18 protein-coding genes and 1 pseudogene are annotated in these 20,371 nt (G+C 63.6%); 10 read left to right on the forward strand and 9 right to left on the reverse strand.

Going from position 1 to position 20,371, the window contains the following annotated elements; all coding sequences use genetic code 11:
- Window positions 1-218 (forward strand): annotated as a pseudogene (locus AC1DPX_RS00005) (5-aminolevulinate synthase); the annotation flags it as partial.
- A gap of 256 nt (window positions 219-474) precedes the next feature.
- On the opposite strand, the gene AC1DPX_RS00010 reads toward AC1DPX_RS00005, so the two are convergent.
- Together AC1DPX_RS00010 and mscL are read right to left on the reverse strand one after the other, a co-directional pair.
- A complete protein-coding gene (locus tag AC1DPX_RS00010; RefSeq protein ID WP_477233747.1) occupies window positions 475-1,641 on the reverse strand; it encodes a pyridoxal phosphate-dependent aminotransferase in 1,167 nt (388 codons plus the stop codon).
- A 105-nt stretch (window positions 1,642-1,746) separates the two neighbouring features.
- Window positions 1,747-2,169 (reverse strand): large conductance mechanosensitive channel protein MscL, encoded by a 423-nt coding sequence (gene mscL / locus AC1DPX_RS00015; protein ID WP_202359554.1) that lies wholly within the window; start codon window positions 2,167-2,169, stop codon window positions 1,747-1,749.
- Window positions 2,170-2,429: 260 nt separating this feature from the next.
- On the opposite strand from mscL, the gene AC1DPX_RS00020 reads away from it, so the two are divergent.
- Window positions 2,430-5,918 (forward strand): PAS domain-containing hybrid sensor histidine kinase/response regulator, encoded by a 3,489-nt coding sequence (locus AC1DPX_RS00020; RefSeq protein ID WP_477233749.1) that lies wholly within the window; start codon window positions 2,430-2,432, stop codon window positions 5,916-5,918.
- 2 nt (window positions 5,919-5,920) lie between these two features.
- On the opposite strand, the gene AC1DPX_RS00025 is transcribed toward AC1DPX_RS00020, so the two are convergent.
- On the reverse strand, window positions 5,921-6,586 hold the full coding sequence (locus AC1DPX_RS00025) for a TetR/AcrR family transcriptional regulator (protein WP_202359555.1): 666 nt from the start codon (window positions 6,584-6,586) through the stop codon (window positions 5,921-5,923).
- A gap of 94 nt (window positions 6,587-6,680) precedes the next feature.
- Between AC1DPX_RS00025 and AC1DPX_RS00030 the strand changes: the two genes are divergently transcribed.
- Both AC1DPX_RS00030 and AC1DPX_RS00035 read left to right on the forward strand, forming a co-directional pair.
- Complete coding sequence (locus tag AC1DPX_RS00030; RefSeq protein WP_477233751.1) at window positions 6,681-7,337, forward strand: O-methyltransferase; 657 nt, start codon at window positions 6,681-6,683, stop codon at window positions 7,335-7,337.
- A 143-nt stretch (window positions 7,338-7,480) separates the two neighbouring features.
- On the forward strand, window positions 7,481-8,764 hold the full coding sequence (locus AC1DPX_RS00035) for an MDR family MFS transporter (RefSeq protein WP_477233753.1): 1,284 nt from the start codon (window positions 7,481-7,483) through the stop codon (window positions 8,762-8,764).
- 43 nt (window positions 8,765-8,807) lie between these two features.
- Here the strand turns inward: AC1DPX_RS00035 and AC1DPX_RS00040 are convergent, their stop codons facing one another.
- The gene (locus AC1DPX_RS00040; RefSeq protein ID WP_477233755.1) at window positions 8,808-9,716 is read right to left on the reverse strand and encodes a LysR family transcriptional regulator; all 909 of its coding nucleotides are present in this window, start codon (window positions 9,714-9,716) and stop codon (window positions 8,808-8,810) included.
- A gap of 135 nt (window positions 9,717-9,851) precedes the next feature.
- Here AC1DPX_RS00040 and AC1DPX_RS00045 point away from each other — a divergent pair, with 135 nt between their 5' ends.
- Window positions 9,852-11,360: an MFS transporter gene (locus tag AC1DPX_RS00045; RefSeq protein WP_477233757.1), complete on the forward strand. Its 1,509-nt coding sequence runs from the start codon at window positions 9,852-9,854 to the stop codon at window positions 11,358-11,360.
- Window positions 11,361-11,377: 17 nt separating this feature from the next.
- On the opposite strand, the gene AC1DPX_RS00050 is transcribed toward AC1DPX_RS00045, so the two are convergent.
- Window positions 11,378-12,037 carry a response regulator transcription factor gene (locus AC1DPX_RS00050; protein ID WP_202356245.1) on the reverse strand — a complete coding sequence of 220 codons (660 nt, stop codon included), beginning with the start codon at window positions 12,035-12,037 and terminating at the stop codon, window positions 11,378-11,380.
- A 126-nt stretch (window positions 12,038-12,163) separates the two neighbouring features.
- Window positions 12,164-12,598 carry a hypothetical protein gene (locus AC1DPX_RS00055; RefSeq protein WP_202356246.1) on the reverse strand — a complete coding sequence of 145 codons (435 nt, stop codon included), beginning with the start codon at window positions 12,596-12,598 and terminating at the stop codon, window positions 12,164-12,166.
- Between the two features lie 107 nt (window positions 12,599-12,705).
- Here AC1DPX_RS00055 and AC1DPX_RS00060 point away from each other — a divergent pair, with 107 nt between their 5' ends.
- Window positions 12,706-13,056 carry a DUF952 domain-containing protein gene (locus AC1DPX_RS00060; RefSeq protein WP_202356247.1) on the forward strand — a complete coding sequence of 117 codons (351 nt, stop codon included), beginning with the start codon at window positions 12,706-12,708 and terminating at the stop codon, window positions 13,054-13,056.
- Window positions 13,053-14,132, forward strand: coding sequence for a quinone-dependent dihydroorotate dehydrogenase (locus AC1DPX_RS00065; protein WP_477233759.1), 1,080 nt, complete (start codon window positions 13,053-13,055; stop codon window positions 14,130-14,132). The genes AC1DPX_RS00060 and AC1DPX_RS00065 overlap by 4 nt, the downstream gene beginning before the upstream one ends.
- On the opposite strand, the gene AC1DPX_RS00070 is transcribed toward AC1DPX_RS00065, so the two are convergent.
- Window positions 14,125-15,465 carry an MATE family efflux transporter gene (locus AC1DPX_RS00070; protein WP_477233761.1) on the reverse strand — a complete coding sequence of 447 codons (1,341 nt, stop codon included), beginning with the start codon at window positions 15,463-15,465 and terminating at the stop codon, window positions 14,125-14,127. The genes AC1DPX_RS00065 and AC1DPX_RS00070 overlap by 8 nt on opposite strands.
- A gap of 134 nt (window positions 15,466-15,599) precedes the next feature.
- Between AC1DPX_RS00070 and AC1DPX_RS00075 the strand changes: the two genes are divergently transcribed.
- Window positions 15,600-16,502 (forward strand): histone deacetylase family protein, encoded by a 903-nt coding sequence (locus tag AC1DPX_RS00075; protein ID WP_477233764.1) that lies wholly within the window; start codon window positions 15,600-15,602, stop codon window positions 16,500-16,502.
- A gap of 44 nt (window positions 16,503-16,546) precedes the next feature.
- Here AC1DPX_RS00075 and AC1DPX_RS00080 read toward each other — a convergent pair whose 3' ends face one another.
- Together AC1DPX_RS00080 and AC1DPX_RS00085 are read right to left on the reverse strand one after the other, a co-directional pair.
- Window positions 16,547-17,977: a Dyp-type peroxidase gene (locus AC1DPX_RS00080; protein WP_477233766.1), complete on the reverse strand. Its 1,431-nt coding sequence runs from the start codon at window positions 17,975-17,977 to the stop codon at window positions 16,547-16,549.
- A 483-nt stretch (window positions 17,978-18,460) separates the two neighbouring features.
- Entirely contained in the window at window positions 18,461-18,724 is a 264-nt protein-coding gene (locus tag AC1DPX_RS00085; RefSeq protein ID WP_202356252.1) for a DUF6460 domain-containing protein, read from the reverse strand.
- A 439-nt stretch (window positions 18,725-19,163) separates the two neighbouring features.
- Between AC1DPX_RS00085 and AC1DPX_RS00090 the strand changes: the two genes are divergently transcribed.
- Both AC1DPX_RS00090 and AC1DPX_RS00095 read left to right on the forward strand, forming a co-directional pair.
- A complete protein-coding gene (locus AC1DPX_RS00090; RefSeq protein WP_477233768.1) occupies window positions 19,164-19,781 on the forward strand; it encodes an outer membrane protein in 618 nt (205 codons plus the stop codon).
- A 182-nt stretch (window positions 19,782-19,963) separates the two neighbouring features.
- Window positions 19,964-20,350, forward strand: a complete 387-nt coding sequence (locus tag AC1DPX_RS00095) for a hypothetical protein (protein WP_202356254.1) — start codon at window positions 19,964-19,966, stop codon at window positions 20,348-20,350.
- Window positions 20,351-20,371: the final 21 nt, after the last annotated feature.

The following is a 20,371-nucleotide window of genomic DNA, read 5'->3' on the forward strand; positions in this document are numbered from 1 at the left end:
ACATCCAGCCGATCAACTACCCGACCGTGCCGCGCGGCACCGAGCGCCTGCGCATCACGCCGACGCCATTCCATTCCGACACGCTGATCGCGGGACTGCAGGACGCGCTGGTCGAGACCTGGGATGCGCTCGGCATCCCCTACGGCTCCACAGGACGGCCCGCCGTGGCCAAGAGCGATCGGATCGTTCCCCTGCTGGTGCCCAAGTCGGGCGGCTGAAGCCCGTTTGAAACTCTACTCCGGCGGCCATCTGACGCGGGTTTCTGCGCTTCTACAGCGCCGCGCGTCCATCGGACGAGCAAAGGACGCTGCAGCAATTTCCATTTGGCGCATGACCCTTTTCGAAGATCGAACCCGATCTTCGGCGTCATGCGCGTGCTCACGGACCTGAATGTCCGCTGCGCGCCGGTTCTCGAAACCCACGCCAGCTGACTCGTCGGAGCGATTTTCAATTCGGGTTTCGGCGGCGGCTCGGCTACACAGTCTTCATCCATTTCGCCAGCCGGTGCGCGGCCTCCTCGAGCTGGTCGAGGCGGCGGTGGAAGCATAGCCGCAGGAAGGCTTCGCCGCCGGGGCCGAAGGCGGTGCCCGGCGCCAGGCCGACATTGGCCTTGTCGACGATGTCGAAGGCCGCGGTCCGGGAATCGGTGATGCCGTCGACGGTGAAGAACAAGTAGAAAGCGCCCTGCGGCACGGTAAACCGCGCACGGCCGGTGGCGCCGAGAATGCCACAGACCAGGTCGCGCGCTTTCCTCGCCCGCTCCACCTGCTCGGCGACGAAACCATCGCCCTCATCGAGCGCGGCAACAGCACCGCGCTGCATGAACTGGGCAACGCCGGAATTCGAATACTGGATCAGGTTCTCGAACACCTGCTGGAGGCTCGGATGCGTCTTGATCCAGCCGACGCGCCAGCCGGTCATCGCCCAGTTCTTGGAAAAGGAGTTGACGAACAGGATGCGGTCTTCCTCCGTCGCGATGTCGAGGAAGGATGGCGCACGGCCATGGCCATAGTGGAACAGCGAATAGATCTCGTCGGCAATGATCCAGATGTTCCTGGCTCGCGCCAGGTCAAGGATCGCCTGCAAGGTCTCGTGATCGGCGGTCCAGCCGGTCGGGTTCGACGGCGTGTTGATGAACAGCGCCCTGGTGCGCGACGTGATCGCCGCGGCGATCTTCTCGACGTCGCAGGACCAGCCATTTCCGGAATGATCGAGCGTGACCGGTACCGGAACGGCGCCTGACAGGGCGGCGGCGGCGTCGAAATTCGGCCAGGCCGGCGACAGATAGATCACCTCGTCGCCGGCGCCGGCGAGAGCGGTAAGCGACATCTGGATGGCATGCATGCCGGATCCGGTGACGATGAACTGCTCCTCCGGGAACGTCTTGCCAAAATGCCTGGCGTAATAGCGCGCCAGCGCCTGCCTGAGATCAGGGATGCCCCTTTGCCAGGTGTAGAACGTCTCGCCGCCGGCCAGCGCCTTCGACGCGGCATCGGTGATGAAGGCGGGAGTCGGCAGATCCCCCTCGCCGGCCCACAGCGGGATCAGGCCCTCACGCAGGCGGCCGTAGTTGACGACGGCGACAATGCCGCTTTCCGGCGCGGCGCGGGCTTCGGCGCGAAAGCTATCGATCAGGCTCATGGACAGATCCGTTTTCCCTTGGAGTTGCCGCTCTTTACCAGATACGAAAACAGAAAACCCCAGCCGCGAACGACCGGGGTTTTGGTCCAGCAATGGTTGGCTGAACTATCGTTTCGCAAGCAGATCGCGGATTTCGGTGAGCAGCGCGACATCGGCGGGCGGCGGTGCGGCCGGGGCAGCCGGCTTTTCGCGCTCGAGCCGCCGGCGTAGATTGTTCACCGCCTTGACCATCAGAAAGATGATGAAGGCAAGGATAATGAAGTTCAGCACGACAGTGATGAAGCTGCCATACGCAAAAACGGCGCCCTGCTTTTTGGCGTCAGCAAGCGATGTCGCGTTGACGGCAGAGGACAGCCCAAAGAAGTAGTTGTTGAAGTCCAGGCCGCCCAAAATCGCGCCGATGATCGGCATGATGATGTCGTTGACAAGGGAATCGACGATCTTGCCGAAAGCCGCGCCGATGATGACGCCGACGGCCAAGTCCATCACATTGCCCTTGGAAATGAATTCCTGGAATTCTTTCAGCATTCGACCCTCCTTGTCATGACCGGCCGCGCTGCCGTTCCGTCCTTGCGGCATCGACCCGGCGACAACATAACAAAAACCTGAAGTTGCAACATGGGCAAAAAGGAGAAAGCAACTGCTTTCTCCTTCCGTCACGGCAATACGAACTTCCTCCTGAATCTTGCGCCCGCTCATGCTGCCAAAGCCGCAATGGACATAGGGCTCAAGCTGTGATTGCGTTCGCATAAGCCGAACAAAAAACGGCAAAGGAGGAAATTCCGGGCGTGCAAGGCTTGTTCATCGTCATCATCGCGATCGCCTATGTGACGCTGCTGTTCGCCATCGCCAGCCTGGGCGACCGCCGCTCGGCCATCTCAGGGCCCGGCCGGGCACGGCCGTTCATCTATGCGCTCAGCCTGGCGATCTACTGCACCTCGTGGACCTTCTTCGGCTCGGTCGGGCTCTCCTCAGAGCGCGGCCTGGAGTTCCTCGGCATCTATACCGGCCCGGTTTTGGTGTTCGTGTTCGGTTTTCCGCTGCTCAACCGCATCGTGCGGCTGGCCAAGACCGAGAAGATCACCTCGATCGCCGACTTCCTCGGCGCGCGCTACGGCAAAAGCTTTACCGTCGCGGCGATCGCCACGCTGATCGCCACCATCGGGGCGGTGCCCTATATCGCGCTGCAGCTGAAGGCGATTTCCGGTTCGGTCAGCCTGATGGTCGAGCACTATACGGGATCGCCACCCTCCTTCGATCCGTTCGTCAGCGACATTTCGCTGGTCGTCGCCATGCTGCTGGCCCTATTTGCGGTGCTGTTCGGCACCCGCCATGCCGACGCCACCGAGCACCAGGATGGGCTGGTGCTGGCGGTGGCGGTCGAAACCGTGGTCAAGCTCGCCGCCTTCCTGGCGATCGGCCTGATGGTCACCTTCCTGATCTTCGGCGGCCCGGGCGACATGTTCGCCAAGCTGGCGCAGAATGCACAGGTGCGCGAGGCGATGGGCTACAACACCTCGCTCGCCACCTGGCTGGTGCTGACGGGGTTGAGCGGCTTTGCCATCATCATGCTGCCGCGGCAGTTCTACGTCACCATCGTCGAGAATCGCGGCGAGGCTGAGCTGCGCACCGCGACCTGGGTGTTTCCGCTCTACCTGGTGGCGATCAACCTGTTCGTGCTGCCGATCGCCTTCGCCGGCCTGTCGCTGGTCGGCACCGGCACCAGCAGCGACCTCTACGTGCTGTCGCTGCCCCTGTTCAGCGGCCACGACGTACTCGCCATGGCCGCCTTCATCGGCGGGCTATCGGCGGCAACGGCCATGGTCATCGTCGAAAGCGTGGCGCTGTCGATCATGATCTCCAACGACCTCGTCATTCCGCTGTTCGTGCGCCGCCTGCTCAAGACCTCGACCTCCGAGAACGAGGACTGGTCGACGCTCATCCTCAATGTGCGGCGCGGTGCGATCTTCATCATGTTGTTCATCGCCTTTCTCTACTATCGCGAGAGCACCAACTCAGCGCGGCTGTCGTCGATCGGCCTGATGTCCTTCGCGGCCATCGCGCAGTTCGCGCCGGCGTTGATCGGCGGGCTGATCTGGCGCGGCGCCAATGGCAGGGGTGCCGCACTCGGCATGGTCGCCGGCATCCTCGTCTGGGGTTACACGCTGCTCCTGCCCTCGCTTGTCGCGCCCGACACCGACATCGTCGTGCACGGCCTGTTTGGCTTCGAGGCGCTGCGGCCGCAAGCGCTGTTCGGCACGGTGGCCGAACCGCTGAACCACGGCGTGTTGTGGAGCCTGTCGATCAACACGCTGTTCTTCGTCCTTGGCTCGCTGTCGCGCGCGTCGGTGCCGCTGGAGCGCATCCAGGCGTCGATCTTCGTGCCGCGCGACGCCGGCCCGATGCCGAGCCTGCGCCGCTTCCGTACCGCCATCACCGTCAACGACCTCAAGGACACGATCTCGCGCTATCTCGGCGTCGAGCGCACCGAGCGCTCCTTCCAGTCGTTCGAGAAGACCAACGGCGCCTCGCTGCACGGCAAGGAGCAGGCGAGCATGGACGTCATCCGCTTCTCCGAGCAGCTTCTGGCCAGCGCCGTCGGCTCCTCCTCGGCGCGGCTGATCCTGTCGCTGCTGTTCCGGCGCCACGACCGCGAATCCCGCGATGCCTTCCGTCTGCTCGACGACGCCACCGAGGCGCTGCAGCACAACCGCGACCTGCTGCAGATCGCGCTCGACCAGATGGAGCAAGGCATCACCGTCTTCGACCGCGATTTCCGGCTGATCTGCTGGAACCGACAGTACCGGACGCTGTTCGACCTGCCCGACGAGATGGGCCAGGTCGGCGTCTCGCTCGACCAGATCCTGCGCCATCTCGCCGAGCGCGGCGACATTCCCGCCGACCAGCGGGTGACGATGCTCAACCGGCTGACCAGTTTCGTCAGCCCCTGGCAGATGGAGCTGAAGACCAGCGGCCGCATCCTGGAATTGCGCTCCAACGAGATGCCGGATGGCGGCATCGTCGCCACCTATGCCGACATTTCCGGACGCGTCGAGCAGGATCTGGCGCTGAAGCGCGCCAATGAATCGCTGGAGCAGCGCGTGAAAACCCGCACCATCGAGCTGACCCGGGTCAACGAAGAACTGGCGCAGGCGCAAATGCTTGCCGAGGAGGCCAATCTCGGCAAGACGCGCTTCCTTGCGGCCGCCGGCCACGACATCCTGCAGCCGCTGAACGCCGCCCGGCTCTATTGCTCGTCGCTGATCGAGAAGGCCGGCAAGGGTCCGGCCGGCAAGGCGGCGGTCAACATCGAATCCTCGCTGGAATCGGTCGAGACCATTTTGGGCGCCGTGCTCGACATCTCGCGCCTCGATGCCGGCGCGATGAAGCCGGACGACACTGCCTTCAGCCTCGACGGATTGCTGCGCCAGATCGGCAATGATTTCCGGCCCATGGCCGCGGAGAAAAGGCTCGGCCTGACGATCATGCCATCGTCGCTGACGGTGGTGACCGACCGCAATCTGCTGCGCCGCCTGATTCAGAACCTCGTCTCCAACGCGATCAAATATACCCGCAGCGGCCGCATCCTGGTTGGCGTCAGGCGTCGCGGTGAACTGGCGGAAATCCAGGTGATCGATACCGGCATCGGCATTGCCGGCGAGAAGCTGAACACGGTCTTTCATGAGTTCACGCGGCTGGATGAAGGCGCGCGCGAAGCAGAGGGCCTTGGCCTCGGCCTCTCCATCGTCGACCGCATCGCCCGGGTGCTCAGGCTCGAAATCCGAATTTTCTCAAATCCGGGCAAGGGCACGCGCTTTTCCGTCATCCTGCCCGTCGCGGCGGTGCAGGAGCCGCGCCGCGAGGTCGAAACCAAGGCTCCCGCCCGTACCACGGCTTCGCTGGCCGGGCTGCATGTGCTCTGCATCGACAATGACGCTCGCATCCTCGAAGGCATGCGGCTCCTGCTCGAAGGCTGGGGATGCAACGTCGACACGGTATCCGGCTCGCGGGACCTGGAGAAGGCCGCACCCCACCGCCCGGACATCGTGCTTGCCGACTACCATCTCGACGGCGAAACCGGTCTCGACATCATCGCACGGCTGCGTGCCATCCATGGCGACGACCTGCCGGCGGTGCTGGTCACCGCCGACCGCTCCAACGAAGTGCGGGCGGCGGCAGGAGGGCTCGAGATTGCGGTGATCAACAAGCCGCTGAAACCCGCGGTGCTGCGCTCGATGATGGCCAGGGTCAGGCTGCTGGCATCTGCCGCCGAGTGACGTCAACGGGCCGGCCGGACGAAGCCGGCGACGTCAGCCCTGTGGCCCAGGCTTCCCAAGTAGGCGCAGAACATGTCGGCCATCGCATCGGCATAGGTCTCGATCTCGGCTGGTGTTCGCGGGCTTTCCGAAAAATCCTTCCCCACCGCGCTGAGTGTCGTTTTGATCAGATCGCCGGCCAGGGCGCGGACGGCCTCCGGGGCCTCGGGCAATGCCTCCCGCAGAAAGGTCTGGACGGTTCGTTCCCCCGAGGCTCTGGCTTCGTGCGCCTCCGGTGCGTCACGATAGAGAGGTGCGGCGTCATTGAGCGCCACGCGCACCGCGGCCTCGTCGCACTCCGAGCGGATGAAGGCATGGACAAGGGCACGCAGCCGTTCAAGCGGAGGTCGCTGGTCGTCTTCGAGTATGGTGCGCAGCAGGCCACCTGTCTGGCGCCATTCATCGCTCTGCAGCCTGAACAGAAGTGCGGCCTTGTTGGGGAAATATTGATAGAGCGACCCAACGCTGACGCCGGCCTTTTCCGCCACCCGGGTGGTGGTGAAACGCTGTGCGCCTTCGCTCGCCAAAACCTGAACAGCCGCCTGCAAAATCGCCTCGACAAGGTCCGCGGCGCGAGCCTGCTTTGGCTGTTTTCGTGAGGAAATCGAGTGGCTTAGGCGTCCCGTCATGTCTTGGCTCGGCAATGCGAATTGGAAACCTGAAGGATTATTCGTATTTTCAGCATGACACAAGCACGCAGTCATTTTCGACCGGAGAGTTTTCATGACGACGCTGACCGACGCCCCGCTGGCACCCCTGCTCGCTCGCCTCTTCGAAGAAGCCAATGCCGCGACCAGTCCCGCAGCGGCCGCACTCTCGCACGAGGAGCGGGCGCGCCTGCTCAACAGCAAGACCGAATATGTCGATTTCTACGGGCGGCTGAAGGACCTCTGGCTGGCGATCTCGCCGGAGACCGGCACGCTGCTCTACATGCTGGCGCGCAGCAGCGGCGCGCGCATCATCATCGAGTTCGGCACCTCGTTCGGCATCTCGACGCTCTATCTTGCGGCAGCGCTCAGGGACAATGGCGGCGGCCGCCTGATCACCACCGAATTCGAACCGTCCAAGGTGATGCGGGCCAAGGCCAATTTGACCGAGGGCGGCCTCATGGACCTGGTGGAGATCCGCGAGGGAGACGCGCTTGAAACGCTAAGCGGCGACCTGCCCGAGACGATCGACCTTTTGCTGCTCGACGGCGCCAAGGCGATCTACCCGGAGATCCTCAGCCTGGTCGAGAGCCGCTTGCGGCCAGGCGCGCTGGTCATCGCCGACAATGCCGATCTCTCGCCCGAATACCTGGAGCGGGTGCGCTCGCCGGCATCGGGCTACATGTCCACGCCGTTTGGCGAGGACGTCGAACTGTCCGTGCGGCTCAGTTGAACGCTTCCATCGCCGCATGGGTTTCAACCATGCGGCTCAAATCTTCCTGTCGCTCCACGCGACCGTAGGCGTTTACGTCAACCAACGCGCAAACCCCGGGCCTTCGACAATGACAGTCGAGGCCACCACGCGCAGGTGACGTCATGATCGATACGCTTCCTTCCTTCTTTCGCGCTCCCCCGCGCCCAGCCCTGTTGGGGCTTCTGCTTTTCTTCTGTGCTGGTTTCGCCGATGGCGCGCTGATGCCTTTCTTTCCGCTCTGGGCAAGCAGCGAGGCTGGCATTCCCGTCGGCGCGATCGGCCTGCTGTTCGGCTGCTATGCCGGCGGCGAACTGCTGGCGGCACCGCTGATCGGCGGTATTGCCGACCGGATCGGCCGGCGACCGGTGCTGATTGCCTCGTCGCTCGGCGTCGGCGCAGGCTTCCTGGCGCTGTTCTTCGTGCATGGCGTCGCCGTTACCGCGATCGTGCTGCTTCTGACCGGCATGTGCGAATCCGTGCTTCATCCAACGATCCTGACCGCGATCGCCGATGTGACCGCGCCATCCGCACATCCACGCTGGTTCGGCCTGGCGCGCGTGAGTTCAAGCGCCGGGCAGATCTTGGGACCGGCCTGCGGCGCCCTGCTTGCGCTCGTGTCGCTGCGCAGCGTTTTCCTCGCTGGCGGCACGATGCTTGCGCTGGGCGGCATCGTGATGCTCTTCGCCCTCAACGAGACGATCGGCATCGGCCGCGCTGCCGGCGACGATCGCCACGACGAAGAAGGCGATGAAGACGAGGAGGAAGGTCTGTCCGCGCTGCTTCCGGCGTTCCGCGACGGCCGGCTGGCCAAGCTGCTGCTTTGGGTCGTGCTGTTCGAGGTCGCCGGCAACTGGATCGAGGCGGTGATCCCGCTCTACGCGCAGGATGCCGGGACGCTGGCGCCATCCGGCGTCGGCGCACTGTTCGCCTACGCCGCCGCGCTGACGGTCGGCCTGCAGATGCTGGTCAGCCGCATGGTCGAGGCACGGTCAGCGCTGTGGCTGACGGTCGGTGCCGGCCTCGCGACGATACTCGCCTTCGCGCTGCTGGCCGCCTCGCCGGCGATGCTGGCGTTGATCGGAGCCGTCAGCCTGTGCTCCATCGCGCAGATGCTGGTCGGGCCACTGGTGCCGACCGCCGTCAATGCGCTGGCACCGCCCGCACGGCGCGCCTCCTACATGGCGGCTTCGTCCGTGGCGGTCGACCTCAAGGACTCGCTTGGGCCTTCGATCGGGACGGCGCTCTACGCGCTGGCACCGCGCCTGCCCTGGATCGCCGGCATCCCGCTGGTGGCGATCGCATCGCTTGGCCTTGGCGCGGCCATCGGCCGGGCGCGCAATCCTTCGCGGCCGACCGAGGATGATGCCACGCCGCAACAGGGCTCAGCCGTCGAAAACTATCGCTGAGATCTTTCGTTCGGCGCCGTCGCGCAGACGCGGGTCGACTGCCTCAGACGGGGCTGTCGACCATCTGCGAATTGCGGAACCGGGGCTTCGCGCCGTTGGCCGCGGGCGACGGACGATGCTCGCGAAACGCCATGGCAAGGGTGCGCAATGCATCGCGCGATTGAGCGTCCGAGAGCGTGGACAAGAGCATGATCTCCGACGCCGGCAGCGGCGGCAGGCCGAATTTACGGCTGACCTCGATGGTGCCGGGCGGAACCAGGCGAGACGAGAAGGCCCCGGCGGCGAGGCCGGCGGAAACGGCCTCGGCAACGGCGAAGGAGCCGCAGCCGAGGAAAACCTGCGTCCACGGTATTCCTACCGCATCGAGCGTGCCGGTGATGACGTCGCGGATGCTGCAGGAAGGCGCGGAGGCGGCCAGCCGCAGCGGCTCGCCGGCGCGGTAGACGAAATCCGGCGTGGCGTACCAGCCGAAATGTTCGGGTGCCAGGACCTCGCCGTCGCGGCGGTCGTCCTCGCGACGGACGATCGCGGCATCGAGGTCGCCACGATCGAACGCCGCGATCAACTCGCGCGTATCATCGAGCCGCACCTCGATGGTCAAGGCCGGATCATGCGCATTGAGGCGCGCCAGCAAGGTCGGCACTTCGGCCCCGCCGACATGGGTGGCAATGCCCAGCCGAAAGTGGCGGTGAACGGCGGCGAGGCTGGCGACGGCCCGGTCGTGCGCGGCGAGGAAGTCGCGCGCCGGTTCGAGGAACACCGCACCACGCGCTGACAGGCGCACCAGTCGCGGCGTCCGCTCGATCAGCTTCTGCCCCACCCGATCCTCCAGCCGCTTCAGCTTGACACTGATTGCGCCTTGCGTGCTGCCAAGCGCCTCGGCCGCGCGTGTAAAACTGCGCAACTCGGCGACGGCGACGAAAGCTTTCACCGCATCTACGTCCAGCGTCATGTCAGTTATCTCATATTGTTGTCTCTGAAATAGCCAACCATGCAATTCTAAAATGATCAAGCCTGACCTAGTCTGGGTTGAGCGGGGCGGCCGTCATACCGACTCGTCCTGCCCAAGAAGTCGAAAGGTTTGATCATGCCCACTGCCCTGACCCGTCGAGGCATCGTCGTTCTGTTGGCCGCATGCCTGGCATGCCTGATGTTCGGGCTGGAGATTTCAAGCGTGCCCACCATCCTGCCGACACTGGAGCAAGAGCTGCACGCCGATTTCAGGCAACTGCAATGGGTGATGAACGCCTACACGATCGCGGTCACCACCGTGCTGATGGCGGTCGGCACCATCGCGGACCGCTACGGACGCAAGCGCGTCTTCCTGGTCTCCATCGCTGCCTTCGGCCTGACGTCGCTGATCTGCGGCCTGGCGGACGATGTGTCGACCCTGATCATCGCCCGGTTCCTGCAGGGCTTGAGCGGCGGCGCGATGCTGATCTGCCAGCTCGCCGTGCTGTCGCACGCATTCAGGGAAGGGCGTGAGCGCGCCGTCGCCTGGGGCTGGTGGGGCGTCATCTTCGGTGTCGGCCTCGGCTTCGGGCCTATCATCGGCGGTGGCATCGTCGCGGCCTCGAGCTGGGAATGGGTGTTCCTCATCCATGTGCCGGCAGCGGCCGTGGCCTTCGTGCTGGCTTTGACCGGTGTCCATGAATCGAAGGACCCGCAGGCGGGCAAGCTCGACCTGGCGGGCATCGTGACACTGGCGCCGTCGGTCTTCTGCCTGGTCTTCTACATCACGCAGGGGCCGGACCTTGGTTTCGCCAGTCCGGCCGCGCTGACGATCCTCGGCATCTCGGCCGCGAGCTTCATCGCCTTCCTCATCGCCGAGCGGGTCAGCAAACGGCCGATGTTCGATTTCTCGGTCTTCCGCATCCGGCCGTTCTCCGGCGCGATCGTCGGCTCGGCCGCCATGAACCTCTCCTACTGGCCGTTCATGATCTACCTGCCGATCTGGTTCCATGCCGGACTGGGCTATGACAGCGTCTCCACCGGTCTTGCCTTGCTTGCCTACACGCTGCCGACGCTCGTCATGCCGCCCCTGGCGGAGCGGCTTTCGCTGCGCTACCAGCCCGGCATCATCATTCCGGCCGGGCTCGCCATCATCGGCGTCGGCTTCATCGTGATGAAGCTCGGCAGCGCCGCCGGGCGGCCGGATTGGCTGACGATGCTGCCCGGCTGCCTGATCGCCGGAGCCGGTCTTGGCATCACCAACACGCCCGTCACCAACACGACGACCGGCTCCGTTTCGAGCGACAGGGCGGGCATGGCCTCGGGCATCGACATGAGCGCCCGCATGGTTTCGCTGGCGGTGAACATAGCGGTGATGGGCTTCATCCTGGCGAGCGGCGTGCTGGCGTATCTGGGCACAGCACTGCCCGACCTCGACGCCAGCCAGCTGCGTCTCTTCGCCGACGGGATCGCGGCCGGAAATCCCAACCCCGGTCTTGCCGATGCAGTCGTCCACGATGCGCTGCGCAACGGCTTTGGCTTGGTGATGCTCTATGGCGGCATCGGCGTCTGGATCATGGCCGCCATCAGCTTTGTAAGCTTCAACGCCCGAAGGGTCCAGACAGAGGTTCAGTGTCCCGATTGAACGGGCGACGCCGGCACTCAGTTGTTGGTCTGCAACGGGTCGCTGCCGATCTTGGACAGGAGGATCACCGCCTGGGTGCGGCTGTCGACGCCGAGCTTCTGCAGGATGGCCGAGACATGCGCCTTGATGGTCGCCTCGGAGACGCCTAGCTCATAGGCGATCTGCTTGTTGAGCAAGCCTTCGGCCAGCATGCCGAGCACGCGGGTCTGCTGCGGCGTCAGCGCCTGCAGCCGCTTGATCAGGTCCGATATTTCGGGATCGCGCTCGACGCCGAGATCGACGCCGACAGGCGCGGCGATGTCGCCGGCCAGCACCGATTGCACGGCGTTGCGGATCTCCTCCATGCTGGCCGATTTGGAGATGAAGCCGGATGCGCCAAGATCGAGTGCGCGCCTGATGGTCGCCGGATCGTCATGCGCCGAGACCACGATAAGCGGCACCGCCGGATGGATGCCGCGCAGCGAAATCAGGCCGGAGAGGCCGCTGGCGCCCGGCATCGACAAATCGAGCAGCACCAGATCGACATCCTCATTAGCCACAACCAATGCCTTGGCGCTTTCGAAATCGCCGGCCTCGTGGATGGCCGCGACATTGCCGATGCCGGCAAGCGCTTCGCGCAGCGCACCGCGAAACAGCGGGTGATCGTCGGCGATAACGAAAGAATAGCCTGACGGCAAATGTTCCTCCCCGAATCCCGTCGATGATTTTTAAGCTTTTCGGGACCAGTCGGACGATTATGAGGGGCCGCGCGCTGTTTTCAAGCGGCAAAACCAGGGCGCCGTGTTTTCCCTTGCCTATGGCCCTCAGGTCTTCTGCGAATTGAGCTGCGCGCCGTTGCCGTTATCCTTGTCCATTTCCTTGACGATGCCCATGAAGCCCTTCAGGAAGCGCTCCATGTAACTCATCGTCTTGTTGAAATCCTCCTCGCTCGGCAGTTTCGATTCCAGCCGGGCGGAGAGCGAATTCTCGAGCTTGGTGACGCGCTCGTCCATTGCTTTCACCGAGGTCTGCAGGCGGTCGATTTCGTCCTGGAAAGCAGCGCGTTCGTCGGCCGCCACCTTGCAGACGAGCTGGCCCGAACGTTCCTCGCAGATCGACATCGCGCCGGTCTGGGTATCCATGCGGACATAGCCGTTGGCGGATTTTTCCAACCGGTAGCGGTCGGTTTCTTCCGAATAGGCGGAGGCCGCTACCAATGAAACGAGCGCGGCGGGGATCAAGATGTGTTGCAGACGCATGTTGTCCTCCATGGCCAAAGCCTGAAATATCGCATGTTTGCGCCGGAAATGGGGAAGACCCTTGGCGTGGCCTTCCCCGCACGACTGGTTCGGACTATAGCGCAACCATGTCTCAGTTTATCTACAAGATAACCCCGCAAGCACTTTGGCGCGAGGCCGAAGCCAATGGCCGCTTCACCGGCGCGCCGATCGACGTCGCCGACGGCTTCATCCACTTCTCCACGGCAGCGCAGGTCCGGGAAACCGCGGCAAAGCATTTTTCCGGCCAGACAGACCTTCTGCTGGCCGCCATCGACGACGCCAGCCTGGGCGACGCCCTGAAATACGAGGTTTCGCGCGGCGGAGCGCTGTTTCCGCATCTCTATGGCGTGCTGGAGTTGAACGCCGTGCTGTGGGTCAAGCCGCTGCCGCTTGGCGCCGATGGCGTGCATCAATTCCCGCCGCTGGAGGATGAATGAGCGTGCTCGACCGGTTCGGCCAAAAACTGCTGTTTGCCTTCGATCCGGAAACCGCACATGGCCTGTCGATCGCAGCGCTGCGATGCGGCCTGCCGGCCGGCGCGCGGACGGTGCGCGACACCAGGCTGAAGATCAGCCTTTGCGGCCTCGATTTCCCCAACCCGCTCGGCATGGCGGCCGGCTACGACAAAAACGCCGAGGTGCCCGATGCACTGCTTGGCCTCGGTTTCGGCTTTGCCGAGGTCGGCACGATGACGCCGCTGCCGCAGGCCGGCAACCCGAAGCCGCGCATCTTCCGGCTGACGGCGGATGAGGCGGTGATCAACCGGCTGGGCTTCAACAATGAGGGCCATGCGGCGGCCGAAAAACGCCTTGCCGGCCGCAAGGGGCGCCCTGGCATTGTCGGCGTCAATATCGGCGCCAACAAGGACAGCACCGACCGCATCGGCGACTATGAGCGCGGCGTCGCGCTTTTCGCGCGCTACGCCAGCTATTTGACCGTGAACATCTCCTCGCCCAACACACCCGGCCTGCGCAACATGCAAGCGCGCGAGCAGCTCGGCGAACTTTTGTCGCGAGTCATGGCTGCGCGTGCGTCGGCCGCGGCCCAACCGCCGGTCTTCCTCAAGATCGCGCCGGATCTGGTCGAGGCCGAGCTGGAGGACATCGCCGCCGAGGTCGTTGAAAAACGGATCGACGGCGTCATCGTCTCCAACACCACCATTTCGCGGCCGCCGCTGCGCAGCGGCAATGCGGCGCGCGAAACCGGCGGGCTTTCGGGAAAACCGCTGTTCGAACGCTCGACCATCGTGCTGGCGAAGATGCGCAAGCTGCTTGGTCCGGACATCGTCATTGTCGGCGTGGGCGGAGTCGATTCCGCGGAGGCCGCGCTGGAGAAGATCCGTGCGGGTGCGGATCTGGTGCAGCTCTACACCGGCATGATCTATGCCGGACCCGCACTGCCGGGCCGGATCGTCGCCGGCATGGCGCGCTTTTGCGAGACGGAGCGGCTGAAATCCATCCGCGAGTTGCGCGACAGGCACCTTGATCGGTGGGCGTCCAAGCCGCTCAGCTGAACGCCGTGCGCACCCGAAATTGCAGAATCGTCAGCAGGCTGAAGCCGCGCGCCAGCAGGAAGACGTGCAGCGCCGCCCACAGGCCGTGATTGCCGAAGGCAGGGGCCAGCGTCAGCAGCGCGACGGCAAAGACCAGGAACGACAGCAGCATCATGTTGCGCATGTCACGCGACCAGGTCGCGCCGATGAAGACGCCATCCATCTGGAACGCCAGCACGCCGCTGAGCGCCGTGAACGCCGCCCAGGGCAAGTAGGTGTCGGCCACCGAGCGGACCTCCTGCGAGGTCGTGACGATGGCGACCAGATTGGCGCCGGCCGACAGCAGCACCAGCGTCGCGGCGCCGGCCAGCCCGAACCCCCAGAACAGGGTCAGCCGCACCGCCTGCCGGAAGGGCTGCTCGGCCCGCGCGCCGACGGCGCGGCCCGCGAGCTGTTCGGCGGCGGTGGCAAAACCGTCGAGGAAATAGCCGGCAACGAGGAAGAAATTCATCAGCACCGCATTGGCGGCCAGCGTCACCGTGCCGAACTGCGCGCCCTGGCGGGTAAATAGTGCGAAGGCGGCAAGCAGCGAGAAGGAGCGGATCATGATGTCGCGGTTGAGCGACAGCATGCGCAGGAAGGCGGCCATGTCGAGCAGCCGATGGCGCGGCAAGGGCGGGGCCGCGCGGAAGCGGCGGACCACGATGGCGAGACCAAGCAGCATGGCCAGGAATTCGCCCGTGACGGTTGCCCAGGCGACGCCGGCGACACCCCAGCCAAGCCTGAGGCCAAGCAGGAAACAGAGCCCGATGTTGATGCCGTTGAGCACCAGCTGCAGCACAAGGCCGAGCCCGCCCTCGCCACGCCCCAGCACATAGCCGAGAATGGCATAGTTGATCAGCGAGAACGGGGCGGCAAGCAGCCTGATCCTGATGTAGACGCCCATCGCCTCGCTGACGCGCTGTTCGGCGCCCATGAACCACTGGCCGCCGATGGCGATCAGCGGCGAAAGCGCCGCCAGCACGATGCCGGCGACGACCGCGATCAGCACGGCGCGCCAGAACACGGCCTGTTCCTCGAGCGCGTCGCCACGCCCGAAAGCCTGGGCGACGAGGCCGGTGGTGCCCGAGCGCAGGAAATTGAAGCTGGTGAAGACGACGTCGAAAACAAGCGCGCCCGCCGCAAGGCCGCCGAGCAAAGCCGCGTCGCCGAACTGCCCGACAACAGCCGTGTCGACCAGCCCAAGCATCGGCGTCGTCAGATAGGCGAGCGTCATCGGCACCGCTATGGCGAGCACGGAACGGTTGGTGACGACAAAAGATCTGGCGTCGACTGGAATTGCGCCCTTGTCCAAGGGATTGCTGCCTTGCGGATTTGCGGCTTGATCGAAGAGCCGATGTGCCCCATTTTCCGGCCACCGCGCAATCATTCTTCCCACGATGGCCAACCGAAATCCCGGTCTGGCGCGAAGCCGCCGGAATTCCGTCCATGCCCCTGCAGATCGTCCACCATCCCGACTACGACGCCGGCTTCGCCACCAACCATCGCTTCCCGATGAGCAAGTACCCGTTGCTGATGGAGGCCTTGCGGGCACGCGGCCTGGCCGGGCCCGGGGCGCTCAACACCGCGGACCCGGCACCGGCATCATGGCTCAGGCTTGCCCATGCGGCCGGCTATGTCGACCAGGTCATCAGCTGTTCGGTGCCGGAAAAAATCGAACGCGAGATCGGCTTTCCGGTCGGCCCGCGCGTTTCGCTGCGCGCACAGCTTGCCACCGGCGGCACGATGCTGGCGGCGCGGCTCGCCTTGCGCCACGGCATTGCCTGCAACACCGCCGGCGGCAGCCATCATGCTCGGCGCGCGCAAGGCGCCGGCTTCTGTACCTTCAACGATGTCGCCGTCGCCTCGCTGGTGCTGCTCGACGAGGGCGCCGCACAAAACATCCTGGTCGTCGATCTCGACGTGCATCAGGGCGACGGCACCGCCGACATTCTTGGCGACGAACCAGCTGTGTTCACCTTCTCCATGCATGGCGAGCGCAACTATCCCGTGCGCAAGATCGCCTCCGATCTCGACATCGCGCTTCCCGACGGCACAGGCGATGCCGCCTATCTGGAGAGGCTGGCCACCATCCTGCCGGAGCTGTCGGCGCGGGCGCGCTGGGACATCGTTTTCTACAATGCCGGCGTCGACGTCCATGCCGAGGATCGGCTTGGCAGGCTGGCGCTTTCCAATGACGGCCTGCGCGCCCGCGACGAGATGGTCATCGGCCATTTTCGCGCGCTCGGCATTCCCGTCTGCGGCGTCATCGGCGGCGGCTATTCCACCGATGTGCCGGCCCTTGCCGCGCGGCACGCCATCCTGTTCGAGGTCGCGTCCAGCGTGGCTTGATGCACCATGTCGTCGACCTGAAGCTCGCGAGCCGAAGACGTAGTTTACAAGCTTCTGAGGAATGTCAGGCTGGGAGCAAAAAAGTACTCGCCTCCCTGCATCTTGACGAAACCCTGAAATGACAGCGTTGCGTCTCCAGCAGCCAGGTTGTCCCACTCTTTTTGCCAATGTTGCCCAGCGACAGGGCCCTGGCCAATGATGGGGTCGAGCTTCGACGGTTGCCCGCCCGCGGGAAAGGTAGGATTGTTGGCCCAAGTCTGCTGCGTGAATTCGAACTGCGTGGCCAGTTCGCGATTATAGGCCATGAAGAGAAGCCCCACCTCGCCGGTTGGCAGTAGCGGACCTACCTTCGTATCAAATTCCGCGAGCGACTTGCTGTCAGGAATATCCGAAGGGTGAACCTGCCGGGGAACGTCCTCATATGGGATACCGCGGCGCGGCATCAGATGCTTGCGTTCGTTTTCCGGCGTTTCAAAGCCGCCGGTGCCGCGCGGATTGACCTTGCGGATATGAGCCTGGAACGGACACCGGGCACCTTGGTCATTGTTATAGGTGAAGTCGTTGGGCGGATTGACCGCCTTTGCTTCGTCCGAGAGCGTCACAGGGGTGCCGTCCTCGAACCGCCCCACCACCATTGCTCCGGCCAATTCACGATCTTCACCGGTGAAGCCCAGTGCGGTTGCCAATTCCTGCTCTTTGCGTTTGAACAGGCGGACGTTTTGATCCAGCTTGCGGAAGATAAAGTAACTTCCAAAACTTATTCCGTCGGCGGAACCTGGGTCCGGGACAAGGGCAACGTCGAGAGGGGCCTCAGGATCCCATTCGGCGATTCCTGCGTCGCGCGCTTCCTTGGCGCTGTCTTCCACAAGCATCAAAGGCTGGCTACGACCATCCACATAACCGAAATGCTCGATGCCATCATTGGCCTTGTTGAAAATGGCTTTGCCGTGCTGCTCCTTGACGATCGTGGCTCCCGCGCCCGTCAAGAGCGTCGCGATCGCATCGCGTTTCAGCCGCAGGGCCGTATCATTTTCGCTGCCCACAAGAACCATTCCATCGATCTTGCCTCGGAACGGCGCCTCCCAGGAGGCAACAGGCGGATCGCCCAATACGGCCGCCTTCATGCCTGTTCTGAAACTGGGATCGGATGGTACGGCGCCGGAGGCCACTCCAAGCGCGGAATAGCCGGTGGCGGAAAGGAAAACCGAGACAAACGGCTTGCCCGACTTGCCGGTTGCGTGAAAATTATCGGCTTCGAGCAGCTGCTGGTAGGCGCTGGTGGCGTGATAGTTGGCGATCTCACGCAGTGCAGCTCGCATCTCGCGCTTCTTGGGGGCTGCTATCTTGAAAAAGATGTTCACGGTAGCGGACCGACCGTGACCTTTCAGGATATTACCCTGCAGCGCAGCAAGCATCCGCTGCTCGTCGTGGCTGGCGCTCTTCCATGAGAGCGGCTTCGTAAGATCTATTGCCATGGTTTCTTCCCTCCACCCGAATTGAAAAAACGTGGCGAAAAGCAAGACCTGTCCTATCGCCGATCGCCACTCATCAAATTCATTCTGCGCACCCTGCGGGTCCGATGGGAAACAATTGCTTCCAATTTTCTGAAATTTCCGATTAAGGCCTATCTCTGCAGACCTTACTCCGCCTGACCCCTGATGATGCTCTCATCTGCTTGAAAACACAATAGTACGCCAAATAGTTATGAAATCTATTCAGTCATATTATCAGAATTTATGGATATCCTCTTGGAATCTTCTGATTTTCCTCACCGAGGCAAATGGTTATGATCTGAACCGATGTGATCGCGTTTCAGCCAACGATCCAGAAGGTGCCTACGGTGATTGCGATATGCCGGCATAGCCCGTTGCGGGGCATGAGGGGTCTCGGCCCCGGCCGCATACGGCGCACTTCGCGGGCTGTCGGCTTTTTGAGGATGAACGCCGCCTTTGACAGCGCTACTTCCGATAGTTGGCGATCCTGAGCAGGATGAAAGCCGGCACGACGATCGCGGCACCAAGCAGGATGTAGCCGAGGAAACGGTCAACGGCGTGGAAGCCCAGGTTCCACAGGTCGATGAAGAACTTCTGGATGCCGTAGAAGACATCCATCGGCGACCAGCCGAAGGCATTCATGACAAGGCCGACGAGGAACGACACCACCAGCAGCTTCAGGATCACCCTGAGCGGGGAGTCGCCGAGAAAGCGCGTCAGTGTGGACAAGGTCGTCTCCCCATTGAGATGCCCGGACTCAAGGGCACGCCCAGAGATACGTGCTTGGCGGCCATCCATCAAGCCGGCGCGGTTTGTACCCGGGAAAACCCGCAACAGGCGTTAGAGACCCGAGCTTCAGACGGCCTGAAATTCTTAAATATAGGTAAACAGAATCATTTCAATTTGTTGAAAATAAAGCACAAAACCGTCATTTTCCAATTTTGCGCAATGTGCGTGCAATTTTCACCTGCGAGACAGTCGGCGTCTTTCAGGTGATTGGTTGCGCGGCGCTCCGACCCCCTACCACCAGCTGGCGAACGCCAGCTTCAGGACCGTGCAGCCATCCCTGGAAGACACCAAACCGGAGCCCGGCCACCCCAAGGCCAAGCTCCCCGGGAGTTAACCTGCGTGTCGATTGCTGGATGCGCGTTTGTGCTGGAGTAATGCTGTGTCCTCTCGAGTAAAGATCGTCCTGACGGCGGCGAGCCTCGCCTTTTGCCTTCTCGGGCCGGCGATGGCCGCCGACCTTTCACCCACCTACAATGACCCGCCCGCCTTCCAGTGGAGCGGCGCCTATGTCGGCGTCCACGGCGGCACGGCATTCACCGGAATGCCAAACCCGTTTGCGGGCCGGAATGGCTTCAGCGGCGGTGTCCAGGCCGGCTACAATCGGCAGATGGGTCCCGCCGTTCTCGGCGCCGAGATCGAAGGCTCCTATCTGGGCGGCGCCGAACACGACGTCCAGGGCGGCAAGATCAAGGAGAAATGGCGCGGCGCCGCCAAGGCCAAGGCAGGATTGAGCTTCGACCAGACGCTGCTGTTTGGCACCGGCGGCGTTGCCCTGACCAAATTCGACAAGAGCGACAACGTCAGCAGCGCCGATGGATGGAAGGTCGGCTACCTGCTGGGCGCGGGCATCGAGCAGGGCTTCGCCGGCGGGCTGTCCGCCAAGGTCGAGTACGACTATGTCCGCACCCCCGGGGTCGAGACGACATCGGCTCTCGGCACGTCGAAGACGACGATCGGCAGCCATGAACTGAAGGCCGGCATCAACTACCGGTTCTAGATCAGGCGAACCGGATCGCGCGATGCCGCCGTGCATCGCGCGATCCGGTGTCCCGATATGCGCCGGCCAGGCCGGCCGGCTTTTTCCGCAATGGCGCCGTTCCCGTGCCTCGCTGCAATGTCGATGCAATCTTCGCGATCTAGGTCCGCGCGTGAATTTTCACTCTGGGAATCTGTTCCGATATGTCCACGCCTGGCGCCAGCCTCCTGATACGGGCCTCGAAGGTCTTCTTCATCGCAATCGCGCTCGCGGGCTGTGCCTCCGACATCATGAAAAACTATGTCGGGCAGCCGGTCGAATCGGTCGTCCTCGATTATGGCCCGCCAACGGCGATCGTCGATCTTGGCCAGGGCCAGCGCGCCTATCAGTGGCGCAAGGTGTCGACGTCGGCTGTTTCCGGGACTTCGAGCGGCGAGGTTCGCGAGACAAAACACGGAACCGTCTATGAAGAGACCGAGACGCCCGGCTATATCGAGCGTCAGGAATGCTTCTACACATTCTACGCCCGCGCTTCCGGCGGCCGCTGGTTCATCACCAATTTCCGCCAGCCAAAGCTCGAATGCGAATGAACTGCCGCGGCCCTAGGCCCA

The sequence above is a fragment of the Mesorhizobium sp. 01N446 genome, assembly GCF_056399285.1.

What these genes read in the sequence shown, in the direction of transcription:
- AC1DPX_RS00060 (WP_202356247.1), top strand. Translation starts at nt 12,706, where the DNA reads ATGTCTCAGTTTATCTACAAGATAACCCCGCAAGCACTTTGGCGCGAG.
- AC1DPX_RS00045 (WP_477233757.1), top strand. Translation starts at nt 9,852, where the DNA reads ATGCCCACTGCCCTGACCCGTCGAGGCATCGTCGTTCTGTTGGCCGCA.
- AC1DPX_RS00055 (WP_202356246.1), bottom strand. Translation starts at nt 12,598, where the DNA reads ATGCGTCTGCAACACATCTTGATCCCCGCCGCGCTCGTTTCATTGGTA.
- AC1DPX_RS00075 (WP_477233764.1), top strand. Translation starts at nt 15,600, where the DNA reads ATGCCCCTGCAGATCGTCCACCATCCCGACTACGACGCCGGCTTCGCC.
- AC1DPX_RS00095 (WP_202356254.1), top strand. Translation starts at nt 19,964, where the DNA reads ATGTCCACGCCTGGCGCCAGCCTCCTGATACGGGCCTCGAAGGTCTTC.
- AC1DPX_RS00010 (WP_477233747.1), bottom strand. Translation starts at nt 1,641, where the DNA reads ATGAGCCTGATCGATAGCTTTCGCGCCGAAGCCCGCGCCGCGCCGGAA.
- AC1DPX_RS00040 (WP_477233755.1), bottom strand. Translation starts at nt 9,716, where the DNA reads ATGACGCTGGACGTAGATGCGGTGAAAGCTTTCGTCGCCGTCGCCGAG.
- AC1DPX_RS00025 (WP_202359555.1), bottom strand. Translation starts at nt 6,586, where the DNA reads ATGACGGGACGCCTAAGCCACTCGATTTCCTCACGAAAACAGCCAAAG.
- AC1DPX_RS00080 (WP_477233766.1), bottom strand. Translation starts at nt 17,977, where the DNA reads ATGGCAATAGATCTTACGAAGCCGCTCTCATGGAAGAGCGCCAGCCAC.
- AC1DPX_RS00035 (WP_477233753.1), top strand. Translation starts at nt 7,481, where the DNA reads ATGATCGATACGCTTCCTTCCTTCTTTCGCGCTCCCCCGCGCCCAGCC.
- mscL (WP_202359554.1), bottom strand. Translation starts at nt 2,169, where the DNA reads ATGCTGAAAGAATTCCAGGAATTCATTTCCAAGGGCAATGTGATGGAC.
- AC1DPX_RS00030 (WP_477233751.1), top strand. Translation starts at nt 6,681, where the DNA reads ATGACGACGCTGACCGACGCCCCGCTGGCACCCCTGCTCGCTCGCCTC.
- AC1DPX_RS00065 (WP_477233759.1), top strand. Translation starts at nt 13,053, where the DNA reads ATGAGCGTGCTCGACCGGTTCGGCCAAAAACTGCTGTTTGCCTTCGAT.